This is a genomic window from Arthrobacter luteolus NBRC 107841 (genome assembly GCF_001552075.1).
Classification (GTDB): Bacteria; Actinomycetota; Actinomycetes; order Actinomycetales; family Micrococcaceae; genus Arthrobacter_B; species Arthrobacter_B luteolus.
Window position 1 is genome coordinate 38,687 of record NZ_BCQM01000007.1, and the last position, 20,816, is coordinate 59,502.

The 20,816-nt window shown below is 67.8% G+C and carries 17 protein-coding genes; 6 read left to right on the plus strand and 11 right to left on the minus strand.

Annotation, left to right across the window (positions count from 1 at the left end; translation table 11 throughout):
- Nucleotides 1–33 precede the first annotated feature (33 nt).
- The 3 genes from AL3_RS13010 to AL3_RS13020 form a co-directional block, all read right to left on the minus strand.
- Nucleotides 34–525, minus strand: a complete 492-nt coding sequence (locus AL3_RS13010; RefSeq protein ID WP_066301653.1) for a MarR family winged helix-turn-helix transcriptional regulator — start codon at nucleotides 523–525, stop codon at nucleotides 34–36.
- A gap of 2 nt (nucleotides 526–527) precedes the next feature.
- Nucleotides 528–1,271 (minus strand): SDR family NAD(P)-dependent oxidoreductase, encoded by a 744-nt coding sequence (locus AL3_RS13015; protein WP_066301658.1) that lies wholly within the window; start codon nucleotides 1,269–1,271, stop codon nucleotides 528–530.
- A gap of 106 nt (nucleotides 1,272–1,377) precedes the next feature.
- Complete coding sequence (locus tag AL3_RS13020) at nucleotides 1,378–1,674, minus strand: DUF503 domain-containing protein (RefSeq protein ID WP_066301661.1); 297 nt, start codon at nucleotides 1,672–1,674, stop codon at nucleotides 1,378–1,380.
- 160 nt (nucleotides 1,675–1,834) lie between these two features.
- Between AL3_RS13020 and AL3_RS13025 the strand changes: the two genes are divergently transcribed.
- Entirely contained in the window at nucleotides 1,835–2,587 is a 753-nt protein-coding gene (locus AL3_RS13025) for a cytochrome c oxidase assembly protein (protein WP_066301664.1), read from the plus strand.
- Between the two features lie 12 nt (nucleotides 2,588–2,599).
- Here the strand turns inward: AL3_RS13025 and AL3_RS13030 are convergent, their stop codons facing one another.
- Complete coding sequence (locus tag AL3_RS13030; RefSeq protein ID WP_066301667.1) at nucleotides 2,600–4,084, minus strand: CoA-acylating methylmalonate-semialdehyde dehydrogenase; 1,485 nt, start codon at nucleotides 4,082–4,084, stop codon at nucleotides 2,600–2,602.
- Between the two features lie 25 nt (nucleotides 4,085–4,109).
- On the minus strand, nucleotides 4,110–5,030 hold the full coding sequence (gene mmsB / locus AL3_RS13035; protein WP_066301671.1) for a 3-hydroxyisobutyrate dehydrogenase: 921 nt from the start codon (nucleotides 5,028–5,030) through the stop codon (nucleotides 4,110–4,112).
- A 213-nt stretch (nucleotides 5,031–5,243) separates the two neighbouring features.
- On the opposite strand from mmsB, the gene AL3_RS13040 reads away from it, so the two are divergent.
- Nucleotides 5,244–6,152, plus strand: a complete 909-nt coding sequence (locus tag AL3_RS13040) for a LysR family transcriptional regulator (RefSeq protein WP_066301678.1) — start codon at nucleotides 5,244–5,246, stop codon at nucleotides 6,150–6,152.
- A 27-nt stretch (nucleotides 6,153–6,179) separates the two neighbouring features.
- Here AL3_RS13040 and AL3_RS13045 read toward each other — a convergent pair whose 3' ends face one another.
- Nucleotides 6,180–7,595: an MFS transporter gene (locus tag AL3_RS13045; protein WP_066301681.1), complete on the minus strand. Its 1,416-nt coding sequence runs from the start codon at nucleotides 7,593–7,595 to the stop codon at nucleotides 6,180–6,182.
- A gap of 242 nt (nucleotides 7,596–7,837) precedes the next feature.
- Between AL3_RS13045 and AL3_RS13050 the strand changes: the two genes are divergently transcribed.
- From AL3_RS13050 to AL3_RS13060, 3 genes are read left to right on the plus strand one after another with little or no spacing between them, the layout of a single operon-like run.
- Nucleotides 7,838–9,031 carry a type III polyketide synthase gene (locus tag AL3_RS13050; RefSeq protein WP_066301999.1) on the plus strand — a complete coding sequence of 398 codons (1,194 nt, stop codon included), beginning with the start codon at nucleotides 7,838–7,840 and terminating at the stop codon, nucleotides 9,029–9,031.
- 4 nt (nucleotides 9,032–9,035) lie between these two features.
- A complete protein-coding gene (locus tag AL3_RS13055; RefSeq protein WP_246168685.1) occupies nucleotides 9,036–9,767 on the plus strand; it encodes a class I SAM-dependent methyltransferase in 732 nt (243 codons plus the stop codon).
- Nucleotides 9,731–10,978, plus strand: a complete 1,248-nt coding sequence (locus AL3_RS13060; RefSeq protein ID WP_246168686.1) for an FAD-dependent oxidoreductase — start codon at nucleotides 9,731–9,733, stop codon at nucleotides 10,976–10,978. The genes AL3_RS13055 and AL3_RS13060 overlap by 37 nt, the downstream gene beginning before the upstream one ends.
- A gap of 49 nt (nucleotides 10,979–11,027) precedes the next feature.
- Here the strand turns inward: AL3_RS13060 and AL3_RS13065 are convergent, their stop codons facing one another.
- The 3 genes from AL3_RS13065 to speB all read right to left on the minus strand — a co-directional run bounded on the left by AL3_RS13065 (nucleotide 11,028) and on the right by speB (nucleotide 15,349).
- Complete coding sequence (locus AL3_RS13065) at nucleotides 11,028–12,608, minus strand: Na+/H+ antiporter (RefSeq protein WP_066301686.1); 1,581 nt, start codon at nucleotides 12,606–12,608, stop codon at nucleotides 11,028–11,030.
- Between the two features lie 117 nt (nucleotides 12,609–12,725).
- A complete protein-coding gene (locus AL3_RS13070) occupies nucleotides 12,726–14,381 on the minus strand; it encodes a thiamine pyrophosphate-binding protein (protein WP_066301688.1) in 1,656 nt (551 codons plus the stop codon).
- Nucleotides 14,378–15,349, minus strand: coding sequence for an agmatinase (speB, locus tag AL3_RS13075; RefSeq protein WP_066301691.1), 972 nt, complete (start codon nucleotides 15,347–15,349; stop codon nucleotides 14,378–14,380). Before speB ends, AL3_RS13070 begins: the two co-directional genes overlap by 4 nt.
- Before the next feature lie 151 nt (nucleotides 15,350–15,500).
- On the opposite strand from speB, the gene AL3_RS13080 reads away from it, so the two are divergent.
- Nucleotides 15,501–17,204: an FAD-dependent monooxygenase gene (locus AL3_RS13080; protein WP_066301694.1), complete on the plus strand. Its 1,704-nt coding sequence runs from the start codon at nucleotides 15,501–15,503 to the stop codon at nucleotides 17,202–17,204.
- Here the strand turns inward: AL3_RS13080 and AL3_RS13085 are convergent.
- Nucleotides 17,164–20,178: an alpha-mannosidase gene (locus AL3_RS13085; protein WP_066301695.1), complete on the minus strand. Its 3,015-nt coding sequence runs from the start codon at nucleotides 20,176–20,178 to the stop codon at nucleotides 17,164–17,166. The two genes, AL3_RS13080 and AL3_RS13085, sit on opposite strands and share 41 nt — an antisense overlap.
- Before the next feature lie 42 nt (nucleotides 20,179–20,220).
- Nucleotides 20,221–20,799, minus strand: a complete 579-nt coding sequence (locus tag AL3_RS13090) for a helix-turn-helix domain-containing protein (RefSeq protein WP_066301696.1) — start codon at nucleotides 20,797–20,799, stop codon at nucleotides 20,221–20,223.
- Nucleotides 20,800–20,816 lie beyond the last annotated feature (17 nt).

Sequence of the window (20,816 nt, forward strand, 5' to 3'; positions counted from 1 at the left end):
CCGGCGGAAACCCGCCGGCCGGAGTGGAGCCGGTTAGAGACCCCGGGGTTCCGGTCCAGGCGATTCCCGCAGGCCTGCGGCCACCCGTTGGGTTTCGGCCTCGAACCGGACCAGCAGCCGCACCAGGTCGCTGCGGTCCTGGGCGTCCCAGCCGTCCAAGAGCTGGTCAACGAGTGAGCTCCCCGAACGCCGCAGGGCCTTTCCAGCCTGCTGCCCTGCCTCGGTCAAGGCGATCAGCGAGGCCCGCGAATCCAGCGGATCCTGGGTGCGGTGGACCAGCCCGGCCTGTTCGAGGCGGGCGGTGATCTTGGAGATGTTGGACGCTCCGGTGACCATCCGCTCGCTCAGCGCCGACGGCCGCTGGGCGCCCGCATTGTTCAGGATGGACAGCAGGGTCAGCGCCGCCGGATCCAGGTCCACCCCCTCGCGGGCCGCCACTGCGGTGGTGAACCCGGGCGCCGTCCATTGCGCCAGAAGCCCGTTCAGGACTTCAATCAGCACAGCATTCTGATCCGCTGCCGCCATGGCTAGGCTTCGGTTCCGCCATCAACCCGCAGCACGACGCCAGTAATAAAGGCGGCCTGGTCGGAGAGCAGGAAAGCGGTGGCGTTGGCAATATCTTCCGGCTGGCCCAGGCGCTTCATCGGGATTTCTGCGGCGTAGCCGGCCTTCGCTTCGGCCGGCAGCGACGCCAGCGCAGCGGTTTCGATGGCGCCCGGTGCCACCGCGTTGATGCGGATCCCCAGTTCAGCGTTTTCCTTGGCCACGCTGCGGGTCAGGGACACCACCCCGTGCTTGGCTGCACCGTACGGGGTCAGGTTGGGGGTGGCGCTGATGCCGGCCAGGGAAGCGATGTTCACGATTGACCCGCTCCCCTGCTCCACGAAGTGGGCGACCTGGGACTGCAGGGCCAGGAAGGTGCCCCGCAGGGTCACGTTGATGGTGCGGTCCCAGTCAGCAGCGGTGATGTCCTGCACGGGCTTGGGCATGGCCCCAACCCCCGCATTGTTCACTGCCAGGTCCAGCCGCCCGAAAGACTCGACCGCGAACGGGACCAGCGCGTTGACTTCGTCGGTATCGGCCACGTTGGCGTGCTTGTAGACGGCGCGGCCATTGGCGGCTTCAATCAGCGAAACGGTTTCAGCTCCGGCCTCATCGTTGACGTCGGAGACGACGACCGATGCGCCTTCGGCGGCCAGGCGCAGGGCGATGGCCCGGCCAATACCGGCTCCGGCGGCGGTGACAAGTGCTGTTTGGTTCTCAAAAAGCATGGAAAAGCTCTTTTCTCAGATCATTATTTACTGTCGTCCGGACAGCATATACCCGGGAGGGTGGTTGCCAGGCGGGTCTGTGCGGCTGCCCACTGGGTGCGGTGACCTAGCCGTCGTCGCCGGCCAGGATACGGCGGCGGGTGCTCAGGAGCTGGACTTCGGGACGGCCGGCCACCAGCCGCTCGGCAGCGTCCAGGACTTCCACCACGTGCGCACGGTCAGCGGCGACCACCGCAATACCGACGCCGGCACGGCGGTGCAGGTCCAGATGTCCGGACTCGGCGGCAGACACGGCAAACCGGCGGTGCAGTTCCGCGACCAGGGGGCGGACCACCGAACGTTTTTCCTTGAGCGAGTGGACGTCATCCAGCAGCAGATCGAATTCCAGGCTCCCCGTCCACATGTTTCCCATCCTTGCCGTCCGCCGGCAGGTGTCAACAGGTGTCAACAGCGCAATCCTGTGCGGGACCCATGGGTTACCGGCACGGGGTACATGGCCGGCGGCAGCGGTGCTAAGTTCGCACGTATGACGCCGTCCCCCACCGCGCGTTTCCCGGCCCCCGATGCATAGCCACGGCGCGTTTGCAGCGGAATCCCTGTTCCTGATTCCCGCAGTCGCCGCGGTTGCCGCCTACTGGGCCGGGCTGGCCTCGGCGAAATCCGGCCGCTGGCCGGCCTGGCGGCTGGTGTGCTTCATCGCCGGTGTCCTGGCCATTTTGGGAACGCTCCTGGAACCCCTGGCCGGCTGGGCCCACCGGGACTTCACTGCGCTGGCCTTCTCCCATGTGCTGGCCGGCATGGTGGGACCGCTCCTGCTGGTGGTGTCCCGGCCCGCGGCGCTGGCGCTGCGGACCCTGGACGTGTTTCCGGCGCGGCGGCTGGGCCGGGTCCTGGCCAGCGGGCCCGCCCGGTTCCTCTCCCATCCCGGCACCGCCACGGTGCTGGTGGTCGCCGGGATGTGGACGATGTTCCACACCGGCCTGTTGACGGCCATGCAGGAATCCATGCCGGTGCACTGGCTGGTTACGGGCTACCTGGCCGGCACGGGCTGCCTGTTCACCGCCGCTGTGCTGGGCGCCGCGCCCGTACCGCACAGCTTCCGGCAGCGGGCTGCTGCCCTGCTGGCGGCGGCCGCGGCACACGCCGTCCTCGCCGCCGGGTTGCTGGTGTTCCCGCCGGCCGGAGTGGCTTCCGGCGCTGCCGGCGCCCTCGTGCTGCTGGGTTGGGGGGCGGCGGTTCAGGCGGTGCTCGCGCTGCTCCTCCTGCGGCAGCGGCAGGCCCTTGGCCGGCAGCTGCCGCAGCCCCGCGGAACCTGACGCAGGCTTTACCTACAACACCTGTGGGAAGCCGAGGTCGATTTCCGACGTCGCCGGGTCCGGCCAGCGGGTGGTTACCACCTTTCCGCGGGTATAGAAACGGATGGAATCAGGTCCGTACATGTGGGTGTCCCCGAACAGCGAATCCTTCCAGCCGCCAAAGGAGAAGGATCCCACCGGCACCGGAATCGGCACGTTAACCCCCACCATTCCCGCTTCGACGTCGAACTCGAATGCCCGGGCGGCACCGCCGTCGCGCGTGAAGATCGCGGTGCCGTTGCCGTACTGGTTCTCATTCACCAGCTGCACGGCGTCCGCATAGGTGGGGACCCGGACCACGGAGAGCACCGGGCCAAAAATCTCGTCGTCATAGGCCTTCATGCCCGGCTTGATGTGGTCCAGCAGGCTCACGCCCAGGAAGAAGCCGTCTCCGTCGAAGGACGCTTCCCGGCCGTCCACCACTACGGTGGCTCCTTCCTCCGCGGCGCCGGCCACGTAGGAGGCCACTTTGTCCCGGTGCTCTGCGGTAATCAGCGGACCCATCTGTGACGCCGGATCGGTCCCGGGTCCGATCTGCAGCTCCACCATCCGCGAGCGCACGGCCTCCACCAGGTCATCGGCAATTGACCCGACCGCCACCAGGACGCTGACTGCCATGCACCGCTCCCCCGCGGAGCCGTAGGCTGCGGAGACGGCGGCGTCGGCTGCCATGTCCAGGTCGGCGTCGGGCAGGACCACCATGTGGTTCTTCGCTCCGCCCAGGGCCTGGACCCGCTTGCCGTGTTCCGCGGCCCGGCGGTAGATGCTCCGCGCCACCGGTGTCGAACCGACAAAGCTGACCGCTTTCACCTCCGGGTGTTCCAGCAGCACGTCCACGGCTTCCTTGTCTCCGTGCACCACGTTGAGCACCCCGGCGGGCAGGCCCGCTTCAGCGAAGAGTTCGGCGATGAACACCGCGGCGGACGGGTCCTTTTCGCTCGGCTTCAGCAGCACGGTATTGCCGCAGGCCAGGGCGCTGCCAATCATCCACAGCGGCACCATGGCCGGAAAATTGAACGGGGTAATACACGCCACCACACCCACCGGCTGCCGGATGGAATGGACGTCGACGCCGGCGGCCACCTGCTCCGCGCGCTCACCCTTCAGCGTCAGGGCAAGGGCAGAAGCGAACTCGATGTTCTCCAGGCCGCGGGTGATCTCGCCTTCCGCGTCGGAGAGGACCTTGCCGTGTTCGCTGGTGAGGATGGCGGCCAGTTCGGCCTTCCGTGCTGTGAGCAGTTCACGGACCTTGAAGAAGATACCGGTGCGGCGGGCCAGGGAGGTGGTTCGCCAGCCGGGGAGGGCTTCGCGGGCCGCCTGGATGGCTTCCTCCACCCGGGCCGCCGAGGCCAGGGCCACTTCCTTCTCCTGGACCCCGGTGGCCGGATTGAACACCGGTCCGTAGCGTTCGGCCTCGGAAATCTGCTTGCCGTTGATGACGTGCGGGATGCGCTGCATGGGATCTCGATTCAGTTGGGCGCCGCTACGGCGCGGGGATCTGGTCCGGTGTCGCGGCGAGCGAGCCGTCCACCAGTTTGACGATCATGGAGCAGTCCTTGCCGGACTGGCCGGCGTCGATGAGCCGGCCGAAGAGCTGCTGGACGTGTTCGCCGATCTCCAGCGGGGTGCCCGTGTCCCGGGCCGCGGCGAGGGCAAGGTTGATGTCCTTGTTGGCCAGCTCGGCGGTGAACGTCGGTTCAAAATTGTTGTTCGACGCCGCGGTCTCCACCACACCGGGCACCGGGTACCAGGTCCGCAGCGCCCAGCTGTCACCGGAGGAGACCGACGCGATGTCCCAGAAAACCTGTTTATCCAGGCCGAGCCGCTCGGCCAGCACCGCGCCCTCCGCGGTGGCAGCCAGGTTGATGAACAGCATCAGGTTGTTGCAGATTTTCGCGGCCTGCCCCGTGGTGGGACCACCGGTGGGAATCACGTTGCCGGCCATTGGTTCGATGAACACCGCGGCCTCCGCGGCGGCGTCATCTCTGCCGCCGACCATAAAGGTCAGGGTGCCGGCCTGGGCGCCGCTCATCCCGCCGGACACCGGAGCATCCACAAACCGGAATCCGCCGGCCGCGGCAGCATCGTGCAGGGCCTGTGCTGATTCGACGTCGATGGTCGAGGAGTCGATGAGCAGCGTCTGCGTTCCGGCGTGGGCCAGGATCCCGTCCGGTTCCAGGTACACGGCACGGGAATGCTCACCCTTGGGCAGCATCGTGAAGACCACATCCGCACCGGTCACGGCTTCGGCGATGCTGCCGACAGCCTGCACCCCGGCCGCTTCCGCAGTGGCCACCGCCCGGGGGCTGAGGTCGAAACCCCGCACGTTGTGCCCGGCCTTGACCAGGTTCGCAGCCATGGGCGCGCCCATGTTTCCCAGTCCGATCCATCCGACTTCCGCCATGGCTAAGCTCCTTTGCTTAGAGTGCTGCTGCTTGGATTGTGCTGCGCGTCCCCGCGGAACCAGACTTGCACCCTGTTAGGGTGCGTTCAAGACCAGAATCCACAGACACCATGTGCATCCGTGCACAGCAGCGCGGCGGTCCATCAGGCTGGGCCGCGGTGCGGGCCGGAAGAGCGGATGGCCGTGTCCCAGATCCGGAGGAGGTGACCGGCCATGGACGCCGAACGCCGCCTGCCCAGCCCGGATGACCTGCTGATCCTGCTGACCGTGGCCCGGCTGGGCCGCTTCAACGCCGTCGCCGAAACCCTCGGAACCACACACACCACTATTTCCCGGCGCATCATTGCCTTGGAAAAACAGCTCGGCGGCCGCACTCTGTCCCGCACGCCCCGGGGCTGGGAACTGACCAGCCTCGGCGTGGAGGCGGTGCGGGCCGCTGAAGCCATCGAGGAGAGCCTGGGGAGCCTGCAGTGTGTGCTGGCCCGGGACGCGGATCCCCTGGCCGGTGTGGTGCGGATCAGCACCGTGGACGGATTCGGTGCGGAAATCGTGACACCGGCGCTGGTGGGGCTGCAGGCGAGGCACCCGAAGATCAGCGTGGAAATGTTCTCCGCCACCCGCAAGGTCAGCCAAAACCGTTCGGGCGTGGATTTGGAAGTCGTGGTGGGGAACACCGATGTCCGCACCGCCCAGACCATCCTGCTGGGCCACTATGTGCTGCGGCTTTATGCCGGGCCGGGTTATCTGGAACGGCATGGAACGCCGCAGGTTCCGGAGGACCTGGCCAGCCACTGCTTCGTTTCCTATGTGGAGTCCGCGCTGCTGGTGGAGGAGCTTGGGCACCGGTCCACCGGCCTGCCCGTCCCGCGCACCAGTTTTCAGGCCACCAGCATTTTCGCCCAGGTGGAGGCGGTCCGCCTGGATGCCGGCGTTGGGCTCCTGCCGAACTTCATGGTGGCCGGCCGGGACGGTTTTGTTCCGGTGCTGCCCGCCGGTTTTGAACGCCGGCTCCCCATCTGGGCGGTGGCCCGGCCCGAAGCCCTGCGCTCCGCCCGGGTCCAGGCCGTGGTCGCCGCGATCCAGGCGGAGGCCGCTGCCCGGCAGGACCTTCTGGCGTCCTGACGGGCGGCGGCCTGAGCCGCCGGTTACTTAACTGCCGGCAGATTCCTGAGTGAACGTTTTGCCGCCGGATTTGGCGGCGGCCAGCAGATCGGCGGTTCCCTGGGCGTCCGCGGCATCGACGTCGTGCAGTGAAACCCCGTTGGTCTCCCGCAGCACCAGCACCGAAATTGCGGTGACAATGCAGGCTCCGAGCAGGTAGAGCGCCACCGGCACCGACGAGTCGTAACGGGCCAGCAGGGACGTGGCGATGATCGGCGCCAGCGATCCGGCCACGATCGAGGTGACCTGATAGCCAAGGGAGACTCCGGAGTACCGCATCCGGGTCGGGAACATTTCAGCCATGATGGACGGCTGCCCGGCGTACATCAGGGCGTGGAACAGCAGGCCGATCGTCACCGCCGCCAGGATCACCAGGTCATCTCCGGTATCCATCATCGGGAAGGCGAAGAACCCCCAGGTGGCCCCCAGTACCGCGCCGGCCAGATAGACCGGACGCCGGCCCAGGGTATCGGACAGCCGCCCAGCCAGCGGAACCGCACAGAAGTGGATAAAGTGCGCGACCAGCAGCAGCAGCAGGATCCGCGAGGTGTCCGTCTCGACGACGGTCTTCAGGTAGGTGATGGAGAACGTCACCACCAGGTAGTACAGAATGTTCTCCGCGAAACGCAGGCCCATGGCGGTAAAAACGCCGCGCGGGTAGCGGCGGAAGACTTCCAGGACGCCGTAGCCCTTGGCCTCGGTTTCCACTTCCTTCTGCGCTTCCAGGAAGATCGGCGCATCCGAAACCTTGGTCCGGATGTAATAGCCCACCAGCACAATCACGGCGGAGAGCCAGAACGCCACCCGCCAGCCCCAGCCGAGGAACGCCTCATTGGACAGCGTGGAAGAGAGCAGGAACAGGACACCGGTCGCGAGCAGGTTCCCCATCGGCACGGCGGACTGCGGCCAGCTGGACCAGAAACCCCGGGACTTGTCCGGGCTGTGTTCGGCCACCAGCAGCACGGCTCCGCCCCATTCGCCGCCGACCGCGAACCCCTGGACGAACCGCAGCGCCACCAGCATGGCAGGCGCCCAGTAGCCGATCTGGTCGAAGCCGGGCAGGCAGCCCATCAGGAAGGTGGAGATGCCCACCAGGATGATGCTCAGCTGCAGCAGTTTCTTGCGGCCGAACTTGTCGCCAAAGTGGCCAAAAACGATGCCGCCGATCGGCCGCGCCACGAAGCCGACGGCGTAGGTCACGAAGGCCGCGATGATGCCGTCGAGTTCGGTGTCTGCATTGGGGAAGAACAGGTGTGCGAAGACCAGGGTCGACGCCGCTGCATAGAGGAAGAATTCGTACCATTCCACGACCGTCCCGGCCATGGATGCCACCACGACTTTGCGAAGACCCTCCGGGACCGGGGCCTTGGCACCGCCGCGCCGCTTGGGAATATTAGTGCTCATCCACATTCTCCTTTGGTGTCCACGTTGACACTCGGCCGCTCGGCCGCCGCCCGGCAAAAGGCCCGCCCGGCGGAGTTAGGACGAGTATGGTGCCTGCGCTGACACCGCTCAACTGCCAATACCGCAAGGCGCATCTGCACAAATGCACACCGGGCCGCATCGGTGCAGGTCCTGAGGCCTTCCCCCGGAACCCGCCGGACCGGACCATTGTGTCCTGCCGCACCTTCCCCTCAGAATGGAGGATGCCAGTTACGCTCAGATCCCTCGAAACTGCTGTCCCTCCGACTGTCCTGGTCCAGGACCAGGTCCGTGACGTTTTCGCTGCGCAGCCAGGCCTGACCAGGCTCGGCACCCGCCTGGTGAACACCTGCTTCAATTCGGCGGCCATCGATACCCGGCGAACGGCCCTGGAGGAGCTGACCCTCAACTCTGCGGCTGAGAATCCACAGTTCTATGATCCGGCGACTGGGCTGCTGCTAATCCCCAGCACCAAGACCCGCAATGACATTTTCGCCGTCGAAGCCACCAAGCTGTTTATCGAGGCGGGGCGCAGGGCAGTGGAGAACTGCCCGGGCATCACGCCGGCGGACGTGACCCATGTGGTGACGGTGTCCTGCACGGGTTTCTATAACCCCGGGCCGGACTACAAACTGGTCCGCGCCCTGGGCCTGAATCCGTCGGTGCAGCGCTATCACCTGGGCTTTATGGGCTGCTATGCCGCGTTCCCTGCCATGCGCGCCGCCAAGTCCTTCTGCGACGCCGACCCGGACGCCGTCGTCCTGGTGGTCAGTGCCGAGCTGTGCTCACTGCACGTGCGCTCCTCCAACGATCCGGACAGCATCATGGGTTCCTCGCTGTTTGCCGACGGCGCCGCTGCGGCCGTGATCACCGCCCGGGACCTGCCCGGCGAGAGCCCCGCGATCGTCCTGGACCACTTCGAAACCATCCTCACCCCGGTCGGGGAGGAATCGATGGCGTGGAACATCGGCGACTACGGCTTCGAGATGGTGCTGGGCACCTACGTGCCGCACATTATCGACGACCATATTGTCGGCGCGCTGGAGCCGCTGCTCGCCCGGGACCCCTCCCTGGCGGGGCTGAACTACAACGAAATCGATCACTGGGCCATCCATCCGGGCGGGCGCAGCATCCTGGACAAGGTGGAAGCCAAACTGGAGCTCACCCCGGAGCAGCTGGTACCGGCCCGGGAGACCCTGCGGAACTACGGCAACATGAGCTCGGCGACCGTGATGTTCGTGCTCAAGCACATCCTGGAACAGCCCTTCACCGGAGGCAATGAGCGCATCTGCTCCATGGCCTTCGGTCCCGGCTTGACCGTCGAAACCGGGCTCTTCACCCGGGTCCCCGGGACAGCGCCCGCAGCCGGGCAGCAGACCGCCTCGGCCGCTGAGCCGGTTCCGGCGGCCGTGGGCTAGGCCCGTGCCGCTGTTGGCCGCCGGTGCGCCGCCGTTTTTCCCGCCGGACCTGAGCCGCCGGGCGGTGGAGGCAGTGGAGGAAATGGACCGGCCGGACTGTGATCCGGTCCGGCTGGAACGCACGTATGCACAGTTCCCGCTGATCAACGCCGTCGTCTCCGGGTGGCGGCGCAACTACCGCCGGTACGTGCGTCCGGTCCTTTCCAGCCAAGGCGGGGGCAGGGTCCTGGACATCGGTTCCGGCGGCGGGGACCTGGCCCGCGCGCTGGCGCGCTGGACGCGGCAGGACGGCCTCGCCGTGGAGGTCACCGGGATTGATCCGGATCCACGGGCCCATGCCTACGCCGCGTCCCGGCCAACCGTTCCTGGACTGACGTTCCGCGCCGCGTTCAGCTCGCAGCTGGTCGCTGAGGGCCAGGAGTTCGACGTTGTGCTCTCCAACCATGTGTTGCATCACCTGGATGCGGAGGCCTTCCACGGCCTGCTCTCAGATTCACAGTTGCTGGCGCGCGGCCTGGTGCTGCACAGCGACATCGAACGGAATCCGTGGGCGTACGGCCTGTTCTCCGCCGGCACCCTGCCCTTCTTCCACGGGTCCTACATCCGGGCTGACGGCCTGACCTCGATCCGGCGCAGTTACACGGCCGCCGAGCTGGCGGCCGCGGTGCCTGCGGGGTGGGAAACCCGGCGGCAGCGGCCGTGGCAGAACCTGCTCCTGTACCGGGCCGGGCGATGAGCGGCGCGGCCTCCGCCGGAGAGGTCCTCAAGGTTGACGTCGCCATCGTCGGGGGCGGCCCGGTGGGCCTGGCCCTGGCAATCCTTCTGGTGCAGGAGGGGGTGCGGGTCACGGTCCTGGAGCGGCGGACCGAACGCAGCAGCCATTCCCGGGCCATCGGAATTCATCCGCCCGGGCTGGCGGCCCTGGAAGGCACCGGAGTGACCGGACAGCTCGCTGCGGAAGGCGTCCAGATCCGGCAGGGTGCCGCCCGCACCCGGGATCGGGGCCTGGTTTCGATCCGGTTCACCCGGACCTCCACCGCCTACCCCTATGTGCTGGCCCTGCCCCAGGAGCGCACCGAAACGATCCTCGAGGAACGCCTGCAGTCCCTGGATCCCACCGTGCTGCTGCGCGGACGAACCGTAACGGCACTGGTGGACACCGGATCTTCCGTCCTCCTCGCTGGTACCGGCGCGGGCAGCGGCGGGAAGGGGGACGGGGATGGGGACGGGGAGGACGGCGAGGAGCCGGGTTTCGCCGTCCATGCAGCGTTTGCGGTAGCGGCGGACGGCGCCCGCTCCCCCGTGCGCAGCATGCTGGGTGCCGCCGTCACCGAACGGACCCTGCGGGACCACTATCTGATGGGCGACTTTCCCGACAACACCGGCGACGGACCAACTGGTGTGCTGTATCTGGAGCCGGAAGGAATCGTAGAGTCCTTCCCCCTGCCCGCAGGTACCCGTCGCTGGGTGGCGCATACCCGCACCCTGCTGACGGACGCCGATGCCAAGCTGCTGGCCAGGATCGTCCGGGAACGCACCGGCCGGCAGCTAAGCGCGGCCGGGAATTCGATGCTGAGCGCCTTTTCCGTCCGCACGGCTCTGCCTGGACGGCTGGTCCACGGCCGGACGGTCCTGGCCGGCGATGCCGCCCATGAGGTCAGTCCGATCGGTGGGCAGGGCCTGACTCTGGGCTGGCTCGACGCCGCAGAGCTCGCACCGGTCCTGGCCGCAGGGGTCCGCGGCGGGGACATCGACGCGCAGCTGGCCGGCTTCGACCGGCGGCGCCGGCGCGCGGCCGGGATTGCGTCGGCACAGGCCCGGCTGAACATGGCCCTGGGACGGCCGCTTCCCCGGCCGGTCATGCGGGCCCGCAACGCCGCCCTGGCCGCCCTTTTCCGGGCCAGGCCGCTGGGCGACCTGGTGGCCCGCCGCTTCACCATGCAATAGCGGCAGCGGGCAGGCAGGCAGGAACAGGGACGGGGCAGGACCGGGCAGCCTACCGGGGGCCGTGATCCAGGGTGACGGTCCGCAGGTCCAGGCGCCGCAGGACGCGGTCCACGGCTTCGGGATCCACGCCGGTCTGCCGGCGGGCGGCCAGAACTTCCTTCCGCGCCGCGGCGAGGGCTTCGCGCTGGACGGCGTCCATCACTTCCAGGGTGGCTTTCAGCTGCAGCATTTTCTGCGGGTCATCCTCGGAATCCGCGCCCAGGATCGAGTGCAGCGAAGACATCCGGCGGGCCAGCGCGGCGCGGCGTTCGGGCGGCAGCTTATCCGCCGCCGTCGAGCGCTTCATGGTTTCCAGGGCAGTGCGTTCGGCGCGCCGGGCCAGCTCCCGTTCCTGCCGCTCAATCGCCTTGTGGTCGCTGGGAAGCTTCAGTTTGCGCATCAGCCACGGCAGGGTCAGGCCCGGCAGCACCAGTGTGACCAGCAGGACAGCCCCGGCCGCCACGATCATGAAGTTCCGGCCCGGCAGCTCCTCGCCGGCGAGGTTGGTGGCGGGCAGGGCCAGCGCGAGCGCCAGCGTGGCCAGGCCCCGCATACCGCACCAGGTCAGGACCAGGACTTCCTTGAGCGATCCAGGCACGCTGCTGCGCTTTTCCGTTCCACCGAACCGGTAGATTCCGAACATCCACAGGAAGCGCACCAGCACCACGGCGGCGCAGACCGCAGCGACGCCGGGAATGAAGCTGAAGATCTCGCTGCCTTCATCCTCAATGACGTAACGCATTTCGATCCCCACCAGGCCAAAGGCCACCCCGGTGGTCAGCAGCTCCACCACGTCCCAGAAGGCCGTGCGGGTCAGGCGCTCCTGGGAGTCCTGCGGCCTGGCCCGGCGGCCAAGTTCCAGGGCGGTGACGACGACGGCGACAACACCGGAAAAGTGCACTTCCTCGGCCAGGATGTAGACGGCGTAGGGCGCCACCAGGGTCACCGCGGAGCGGGCCACGAGATTCGGCACAAAACGGTTGAGCGCCCCCACGAGCCAGCCCATCGCCAGGCCCAGCACCACGGCACCGGCCGCGCCGATGAGGAAGCTGGGAATGATGCTCCAGCCGACGTCCCCGCCGCTCACGGCAGCCGCCACGGCGGCCTGGAAGATCACGATTGCGATTGCGTCGTTGAACAGGCCCTCGGTCTGCAGGACCGTCACCAGACGGCGGGGCATGTTGACCTTGCCGGCAACGGCTTCGACAGCCACCGGATCGGGCGGGGCCACGATGGCGCCCAGGGCAATCGCCGCGGGCAGGCCAATGGCGGGCACCAGCGCCCAGGAGATACCCGCCACGGCGATCACGGTCACGGCGACCAGCGCCACAGCCAGCAGCACGAGCGAGCGCCAGCGGAGCCGGAACACGGACCAGGAGCTGCGCTGTGCGGCCGCATACAGCAGCGGCGGCAGGAACAGGGGCAGGATCAGTTCCGGGTCGATGTGGATCTCCGGCAGCACCGGCAGGAAGGCGAACAGGGCCGAGAAGATGAGCATCAGCACGGGGTAGGGCAGCCGGATCCGCTCACCGATGCCCACCACCAGCACGGTTCCAAAGAGCAGGCCCACCAGCAGGATCAGGAATTCCACGCCTGGAGCCCTTTCCGGGCAGCTGAGCGCCGCCTAGCCGGGTTGTGGTTCACCGAGACCTCCCAAGTAGTTGCCTAAGTAAACTTTATCGCAGCTAGCTGAGAGGTCTCCGAAAACCTAGGGAGCCAGGTGCGTTGGTGCGAACAGCCGCAGCAGGGTTTCCACCACGACGACGTTCGGCCCTTCCTGCGCGAAGGATTCCTCCAGCACCTGACGGACGTTCCCCGGTTCCGCACGGCGGGCAGGGATCCCAAAGGACTCGGCCAGCTGGACAAAGTCGGGGCCGGCCAGTTCCGTGGCCGTGGCCTTGCCGAACGCATCCACCATATATTCACGCAGCACGCCGTAGCCGCCGTCGTCCACAATCAGCCAGGTAACCGGGGCATTATGCTGCCGTGCGGTCGCCAGTTCGGCGATGGAGTACATGGCCGAGCCGTCACCGGAAACGGCGAGCACCCGTTCACCGAGGCCAACGGCCGCGCCGATCGCCCCCGGATAGCCGAAGCCCAGGCCGCCGGCTCCCTGGGCGGAGTGGAAGCCGCCGGACTTCGAGTCCCAGCAGCTCCAGGCCCAGTAGGCGGCGATCGTCATGTCCCAGAAGGTCTGCATGCCGGCAGGCACGGCAGCCCGGATGTCCGCCATGAACGTCCGCTCGTGGCTGAGGTCCTGGGCATCGAGGCGGGCTGTGATGCGCGCCAGGGTGTCAGCGGTCAGCGCTTCAGGCGTCTGCCCATGCCAGTCCGGCGCCTGGGCCGGGGCCGGGAGCGCGGCGTCGAGGGCGGCGAGCGCCTGGCCGGCGTCGGCCCGGATACCCAGGGCCGGACCGTTGGATTCCAGCACCCGGGGTTCGGCGTCAATCTGGATGATCCGCCCGCGCGGGGCGAAGGTGAAGTAGTTGGACGTGACTTCCCCGAGGGAAGACCCGATGACCAGCAGGACGTCGGCGTCTTCCAGCAGCTCGGTGGCCCACCGGTCCTCCACCCAGGACTGCAGCGAGAGCGGATGGTTCCAGGGGAAGGCGCCCTTGCCGCCGGGGGTGCAGATGACCGGTGCCCGGAGTTTCTCCGCGAGGGAGAGCAGATGTGCCTCGCCGCGGCCGCGGCGGGTGCCGCCGCCGGCAATGATCGCCGGGCGGCGGGCCGTGCTGAGCCACTTCACCGCTTCGGTGACCAGTTCGCGGCGCGGTGGATTGTCGAACGGTTCAGCCAGGGCGTCCTCCACGGCCGGCACCACGATGGGCGCGAGCAGCACGTTCTGCGGCACCTCCACCCATACAGGTCCCATGGGTGAGGAGATCGCTTCCGTCCAGGCGTCCTGGATGGCCGAGGGGATGCCGGAGGCGTGCTGGATCAGGCGCTGGCTCTTGGTGACATTTGCGGCGGAGGCCTTCTGGTCATCCAGCTGGTGGAGCATGCCGCGGCGGCGGGCGCCGAGTCCCTCGATCGGGATCTGGCTCGCCACCACAACCATGGGCACCCCGGTCGCGTAGGCCTCCTGCAGCCCGGCCAGCGACGTCAGTGCCCCCGGCCCGGTGGAGAGGAAGAGGACGCCGACTTCGCCGGTGGCCCGGGAGAACCCGTCAGCGGCAAAGGCGGCGTTGTTTTCCACCCGGGAGGAAACAAACTCCAGGGAGGAACGGGACAGGGCATCAAACAGCCCGAGCGCATGCTGGCCCGGGATGCCGAAGACCGTGGTGGCGCCCAGCGCTTCCAGGGTTTCGACGACGAGGTCTCCACCGTTGCGTACCGCGGCACCGGGCGCCACCTGGCTCATGCGGAGAGCCCCATCAGGGTGATCAGGTCATACGCGACGTGGGACGCGGCCACAGCGGTGATGTCCGCGTGGTCGTAGGCCGGGGCAACTTCCACCACGTCCGCCCCCACGAGGTTCATGCCGCGCATGCCGCGCAGGATTTCCAGCAGTTCCCGGCTGGTGATGCCGCCGGCCTCCGGGGTTCCGGTGCCCGGAGCGTGGGCCGGGTCCAGCACGTCGATGTCCACCGAGATGTAGAGCGGCCGGCTGCCGATCCGGTCCCGCAGCTTGGCCACGACTTCATCCACACCCTGGCGGAAGACGTCGGAGGAGGTCACGATGCCGAAGCCGAAGCGCTTATCGTCTTCCAGGTCCTTCTTGCCGTAGAGCGGCCCGCGGGTGCCGACGTGGGAGATGGCCTCAGTGTCCAGGATCCCTTCCTCCACCGCCCGGCGGAACGGGGTGCCGTGGGTGTACTCGGCACCGAAGTAGGTGTCCCAGGTATCCAGGTGCGCATCGAAGTGCAGCATGGCGACCGGTTCCCCGGCCCGCTCGGCAGCTGCACGCAGCAGCGGCAGCGCAATGGTGTGGTCGCCGCCGAGGGTCACCAGCTTGGTGCCGCCTTCGGTCAGTTCCAGCGCACCGGCCTGGATCGTTTCGATGGCCTCATTGATGTTGAACGGGTTCACGGCAAGGTCACCGGCGTCGGCAACCTGCAGGTTCTCGAACGGAGAGGTGTCCTGCGCCGGGTTGTAGGGGCGCAGCAGGCGGGAGGCTTCGCGGATGTGGTTGCCGCCGAACCGGGCGCCGGGTCGGTAGGAGACTCCCGTGTCGAAGGGGACGCCGACAACGGCGACATCGGCATGCTCTACCTGGTCCAGCCGCGGAAGGCGGGCGTAGGTGGCTGCCCCTGCGTAGCGCGGAATCTGCGCTGCGTCGATCGGGCCCACTTTGCCGTTGACGTTAATGCGCGGCTGGTTCTTTTCCACTGAGTATCACTCCTGTTTGATTCTGAAGGTGCCGTGGTGGCATCTGCTTAGATGCTATCCGGCCAGGCTCCGAAAGTTATCCAATAGGCATCAAATGTTTATCGCCACGCTAAAGTGGAAGACCGCTTGGCGTCAAGACTAGGCTGTGTCTATGGCGGACCGGGTGAGCTTTGCGAACAATGATGGAATGAACTACGACGTCGACGTCCTGATAGTGGGTGCGGGACCGACTGGGCTGGCCCTGGCCGCCCAGCTCTCCGGCTACGGCACCAGCTTCCGGATCATCGACCGCAGGCAGGCGCCTTCCCCCCAGTCCCGGGCCCTGGCCGTGCAGCCACGCACCCTCGAAGCACTGCGCCCCTTCGGCATCAGCGAAGCCATGGCGCGCAGCGGCAATCCTGCCCACCAGCTCCACCTCCACCTGCCCGGCGACGAAACAGTCTCGATCGGTCTTTTCGACACCGGTATCGAAGATTCCGCCCATCAGCAGCTGCTCTTCCTCCCGCAGGCAGATACCGAACGCATCCTCTCCTCCTACCTCGCCAGCCGCGGAGTGCGCGTGGAACGCGGCGCGGAGCTCCTGGACCTCGAACAGCTTGACCCCGAGGACCCGTTCGCCGGAATGGAAGCCCGCGTGCAGCGCCAGGACCGCGGCATCGACCGCATCCGGGCCCGGTACGTTGTGGGGGCCGACGGCGTGGACAGCACCGTGCGGCGCCGCGCCGGGATGGACTTCCGCGGCTCCGGGTACACGGACACCTTTGTACTCGCGGACCTGGAGATCGACGGCGCCGAACCTGCTGCCGTGCATGCCTACCCCACCGAGGATGGCTTTATGGTGCTCTTCCCGCTCGGGCACCCCGCCAGCTGGCGGATGATCAGCCTCAAGGACCGCGGCGACCGCCGCGGCGCCACCTTGGAGACCCTTCAGGAAACCGCCGACCGGTTCTCCGGCGGAGCCCTCACCCTGCGGGACCCGAAGTGGATCAGCAGCTTCAAACTGTCCCACCAGATGGCCGAGTACTTCCAGTGGGGGTCCGTCTTCCTGGCCGGCGACGCGGCTCACGTGCACTCCCCCGTTGGCGGACAGGGCATGAATACCGGCATCCAGGATTCCCTGAACCTGGGCTGGAAGCTGGCCTTCGGCGCCCGCGGCCTGGCGTCGGAAGAATTGATCGACAGCTACGCGGCTGAACGCCGCCCGGTTGCCCGCGGCATCGTGGCCTTCACCGACCGGCTCTTCAAGCTGGCCACCAGCCGCAATGCCCTGAAGAAACTGCCCCGGACCAAGCTCCTTCCCGCGCTGGCACCTGTCGTCGCAGCCAGCGAACACCTGCGCAGCCGCGCCTTCCGCACGATGTCCCAGCTGGGCATCAACTACCGCGGCAGCAGCGTGTCGGAAACCGGGCCCAACCGGCTTCCTGCCCTCCTCTCGTCGGGCCCGCGGCCCGGGGACCGGCTGCCGGACGCCGTCGTGCAGTATCAGGACCACGAACGCCGGCTCCAGGACCTGGTCGCAGCCCCCGGTTTCCATGTCCTGCTCACGGGTCCGGGCTGGCCGGAAGACACGCCGCAGCAGCTGCATTCCGCCCTGTCCGCCCTGGGCGGCCTGCTGAGCGTGCAGCGCCTGGTCGTGGGCAGCCGGCTTATGCCCGGCGGCCCCGGCATTATCCAGGACACCAGCGGGTTGGCGTTTGAGCGGCTTGGCCTGTCGGCCCGCCGTCCGGAAATCATCGTCATCCGGCCCGACGGCTACATCGGCTACCGCTCCTCCGGCACCGACATTAACGGCGCGGTTGGCTATTTGGAGCGGCTCACCGGTGCAGGCGAACGGTCTTCACTTCAAACGGCCTGAAATGCAGCGGATAGCTGCCGCCTTCCGCCGCAAGTTCCGCGGACGGGCCAGCCGGCCGTTCCAATAGATCGGTCAGCACTGCCCGCTGGACGGTAAAGCCGGGCGTCAAGGATAGCTCCGCGTGTCCGCCCAGTGATTCGTACAGGCGCAGGATCACGTCGCCGCTGCGGTCATCGGCCAGTTTCACCGTCTCCACCAGCACGCTCGACGGCGTGAGCACGGCCGTTGCGGGAACACCCGCAGGGTCTGCGCCGGAAACCGTCCGCAGCGGCAGGTTCAGCCGGTAGCCCTCGGCAACCGCGTCCGCCACTGTGGCGTCCGGCCGCAGGGCGAACCGCAGGACGTGCTCCCCGCGGTCCGCCCCCGGATCCGGAAAAAGCGGTGCCCGCAGCAGGGAGGCCCGCAGCAGCGTGCCCGTGCCGGCGTCGCGGTCCCCTATCCGGGTGATGTCGTAGCCGTAGGTTGAATCGTTGGCCAGGGCCAGGCCGATCCCGTTTTCCCCCGCATGCACCCAGCGGTGCGCCGGGGTTTCGAAGCGGGCGTGGTCCCAGGAGGTATTGCTGTGGGTGGGGCGCTGGAGGTGGCCGAACTGGATCTCCGATGCAGCCCGGTCGGCCAGCACCGCTGCCGGAAAACCCAGCTTGAGCAGTTTCTGCCGTTCCTGCCAGTCCACGCGCACCTCCAGGTCCACCGCCCGTCCGTCCGGGCTCAGGGACACGCTCTCCTGGATCGTGGAAGACCCGAATTCATGGCGGATCAGGAGACGGTTCCCTTCGGCGTGCACGGAGGCAGCCTGATCCAGTGCCAGAACGCCGGACCGGTCGGCGGCATCAACGTCCCAGGCATCCCATTGGCTGGGGGTGTCCCGGAAAAGCTGGAACAGGTTCGCGGGCTGGCCCGGCACCAGCATCTCGCGCCCGCTGGGACCGCGCAGCGACGTCATCAGACCGGAGGGAGCCACCAGCAGTTTCAGGTACGGCGAGGACAGTTCCCAGCCGCCGCCGGTTTCGCTCAGGTCCGCGTTCTCCGTACCCGATCCCGGCCCTGATACGGGCACCGCGGCAGCCAGTGGAGCGGTCCCTTCCAGCGGCACGGGTGCGGCGTTGAAGACCAGGGTGGCGTTTCCCGCTCCGGCCAGCACCTGCTGGGACCTGCTGATCATCGGCTCCAGGACGCCGGCCACCTCGGCGTAGGCCCGCTCGGCATCCTGGTAGACCCAGGCGATGGAAGACCCGGGCAGAATGTCATGGAACTGGCCCAGCAGCACGGTGTGCCAGGCAGCCTCGAGCTCCGCATAGGGGTAGGGCTCTCCCCGCTGGACGGCAGCGGCGGCCGCCCACAGCTCCGCCTCATGCAGCAGCGACTCGCTGCGCCGGTTGCCCCGTTTGGTACGCGCCTGCGAGGTGTAGGTGCCGCGGTGGAACTGCAGGTACATCTCCCCGGACCAGACCGGCGGCGCGGCATAATCCTGTTCCGCGGCCTCGAAGAAACGCTGCGGGCTGGAGAGCTGGACCCGGGGCGATCCTTCCAATGACGCGGTGCGCCGGGCGGCAGCCAGCATTTCGCGGGTTGGTCCGCCGCCGCCGTCGCCCCAGCCGAAGGGCACCAGGGACAGGTTGGTGGCGCCCTTCTCCCGGAACTGCCGCTCTGCGCGGGCCAGCTCCTGCCCGGTCAGAGCGGAGTTGTAGGTATCCACCGGCGGGAAATGCGTGAACACCCGGGTTCCGTCGATCCCTTCCCAGAGGAAGGTATGGTGCGGCATCACATCGGACTCGTTCCAGCTGAGTTTCTGGGTCAGGAACCACCTCGACCCCGCCGCCCGCACGATCTGCGGCAGCGCCCCGGAGTAGCCGAAGGAATCCGGCAGCCAGACGTCCAGCGGCTCGACGCCGAAGTTCTCCAGGAAGAAACGCTTGCCGAAGGTGAACTGGCGGACCAGCGATTCCCCCGACGGGAGATTGGTGTCCGTTTCCACCCACATCCCGCCCGCAGGCACAAAGCGGCCCTCGGCCACCCGTTCGGCTACCCGGGCAAAAAGCCGTGGATGGTCTTCCTTCAGCCAGGCGTACTGCTGGGCCGAGGACGCAGCAAACACAAAGTCCGGGTCCTGGTCCATCAGGGCCAGCACATTGGCGAAGGTCCGGGCCACCTTGCGCCGGGTCTCCCGGACCGGCCACAGCCAGGCGCTGTCGATGTGCGCGTGGCCGACGGCGTGGACCAGGTGGGCACTGGCGGCGGCCGGTGCGCCGAGCGCCGGGGCCAGCTCCGCCCGGGCCCGGGCCGCAGTGCCCGGAACGTCGTCGACGGAAACGGCAGCGGCTGCGCGTTCCATGGCCCGGAGCAGGTTGGCCCGGCGGGGTGAGTCCAGCGGCAGCTCATGCATCAGACCCCACAGCACGGTGAAATCCTGCGCCAGGTTCCACACCTGTTCGTCCAGGAGCGCCGTATCTGCCCGGCGGAACACATACAGCGGTTCGGTTCCTGCCGTCCCCGGATCCCCCAGCGGCGTGGGCAGAAAGCTGAAATCCCCGATCACATTGGGCATCGCGGAGGCCTCCACGTAAAGCTGCAGCGGACTGCCGGCCGGGAATGGCAGCCCAACTGCCATATTGGTGGATTCCAGCGCCTTGAGCACGGTCCCGTCAGCGGTGTAGACAAGTCCTTCCGCCTGGAACCCAGGCATGTCTGTGCTGAATCCCAGATCAATAACGGCCTCCGCAGCGAAGCCGGGAGGGGCCTCGGGGACGGTGCCGCTGAGCCGGAGCCAGATGGTCTGCCAGGGCTGGCCCCAGGGGCTCCCCGGCGGAAACGGACGGTATTCCTGGGCCGCCGCCGTCGTGAACGGAACGGGTTCCCCAGGGCACACCCAGGCCTCGGCCTGGAGGGGAACGGGCGAGGCCCAGATCCACGGGGTCAGGCGCTGGGCCAGGAAGCGGGCGATACGGCGCTCGGTCAGCTCTCGGTCCTGGTGCATGCGCCCCACTGTGCGCGTTCGGAAAGCCGAAAGGGAAGAGGGCTAGGCGGTGCCGGGGCTCACCAGTGTCCAGATGACGACGGCGGGGGAACTGTCATCCGGGTTCCGCCAGGAATGCGGTTCCTTCCCCGGGAACGTGACGGTGTCCCCGGCGGACAGGGCCATGGTTTCGGTGGTGAAAACCAGGTCCAGTCGCCCCTCGGCCACATGCAGCACTTCGACGTCGCAGTCCACGGAGTACAGGTCCGACTCCCCCGAACCGCCGGGCACTATCTCGGAGCGGATGACCTGAACCCGGTGTTCGGTGCGCGGTGTGACCAGCCGTTCGTTGATGCCGTCGCCGCCGAGGTTGATCCCGGGTGCCTCGGGCCAGCGGACCAGCGTGGTTTCGGGCGGGACAAAAAGGTCGCCGATCGAGATGGAGAGGACCTGGCACAGGGTCACCAGCGAGGCGACGGAGGGAGAAGTGAGGTCGCGCTCCACCCGGCTAAGGAATCCCTTGGTCAAGCCGGTGGAATCGGCTACCTGCTCGATGGTGAGGTGGCGGGCCTGGCGTGCCGTGCGGATCCGGGATCCGATCGCCAGCGGAGCGTTGCTGGGCTCGACGGAGAGTGCCTTCATTGGCTGGGGGCTCCTTT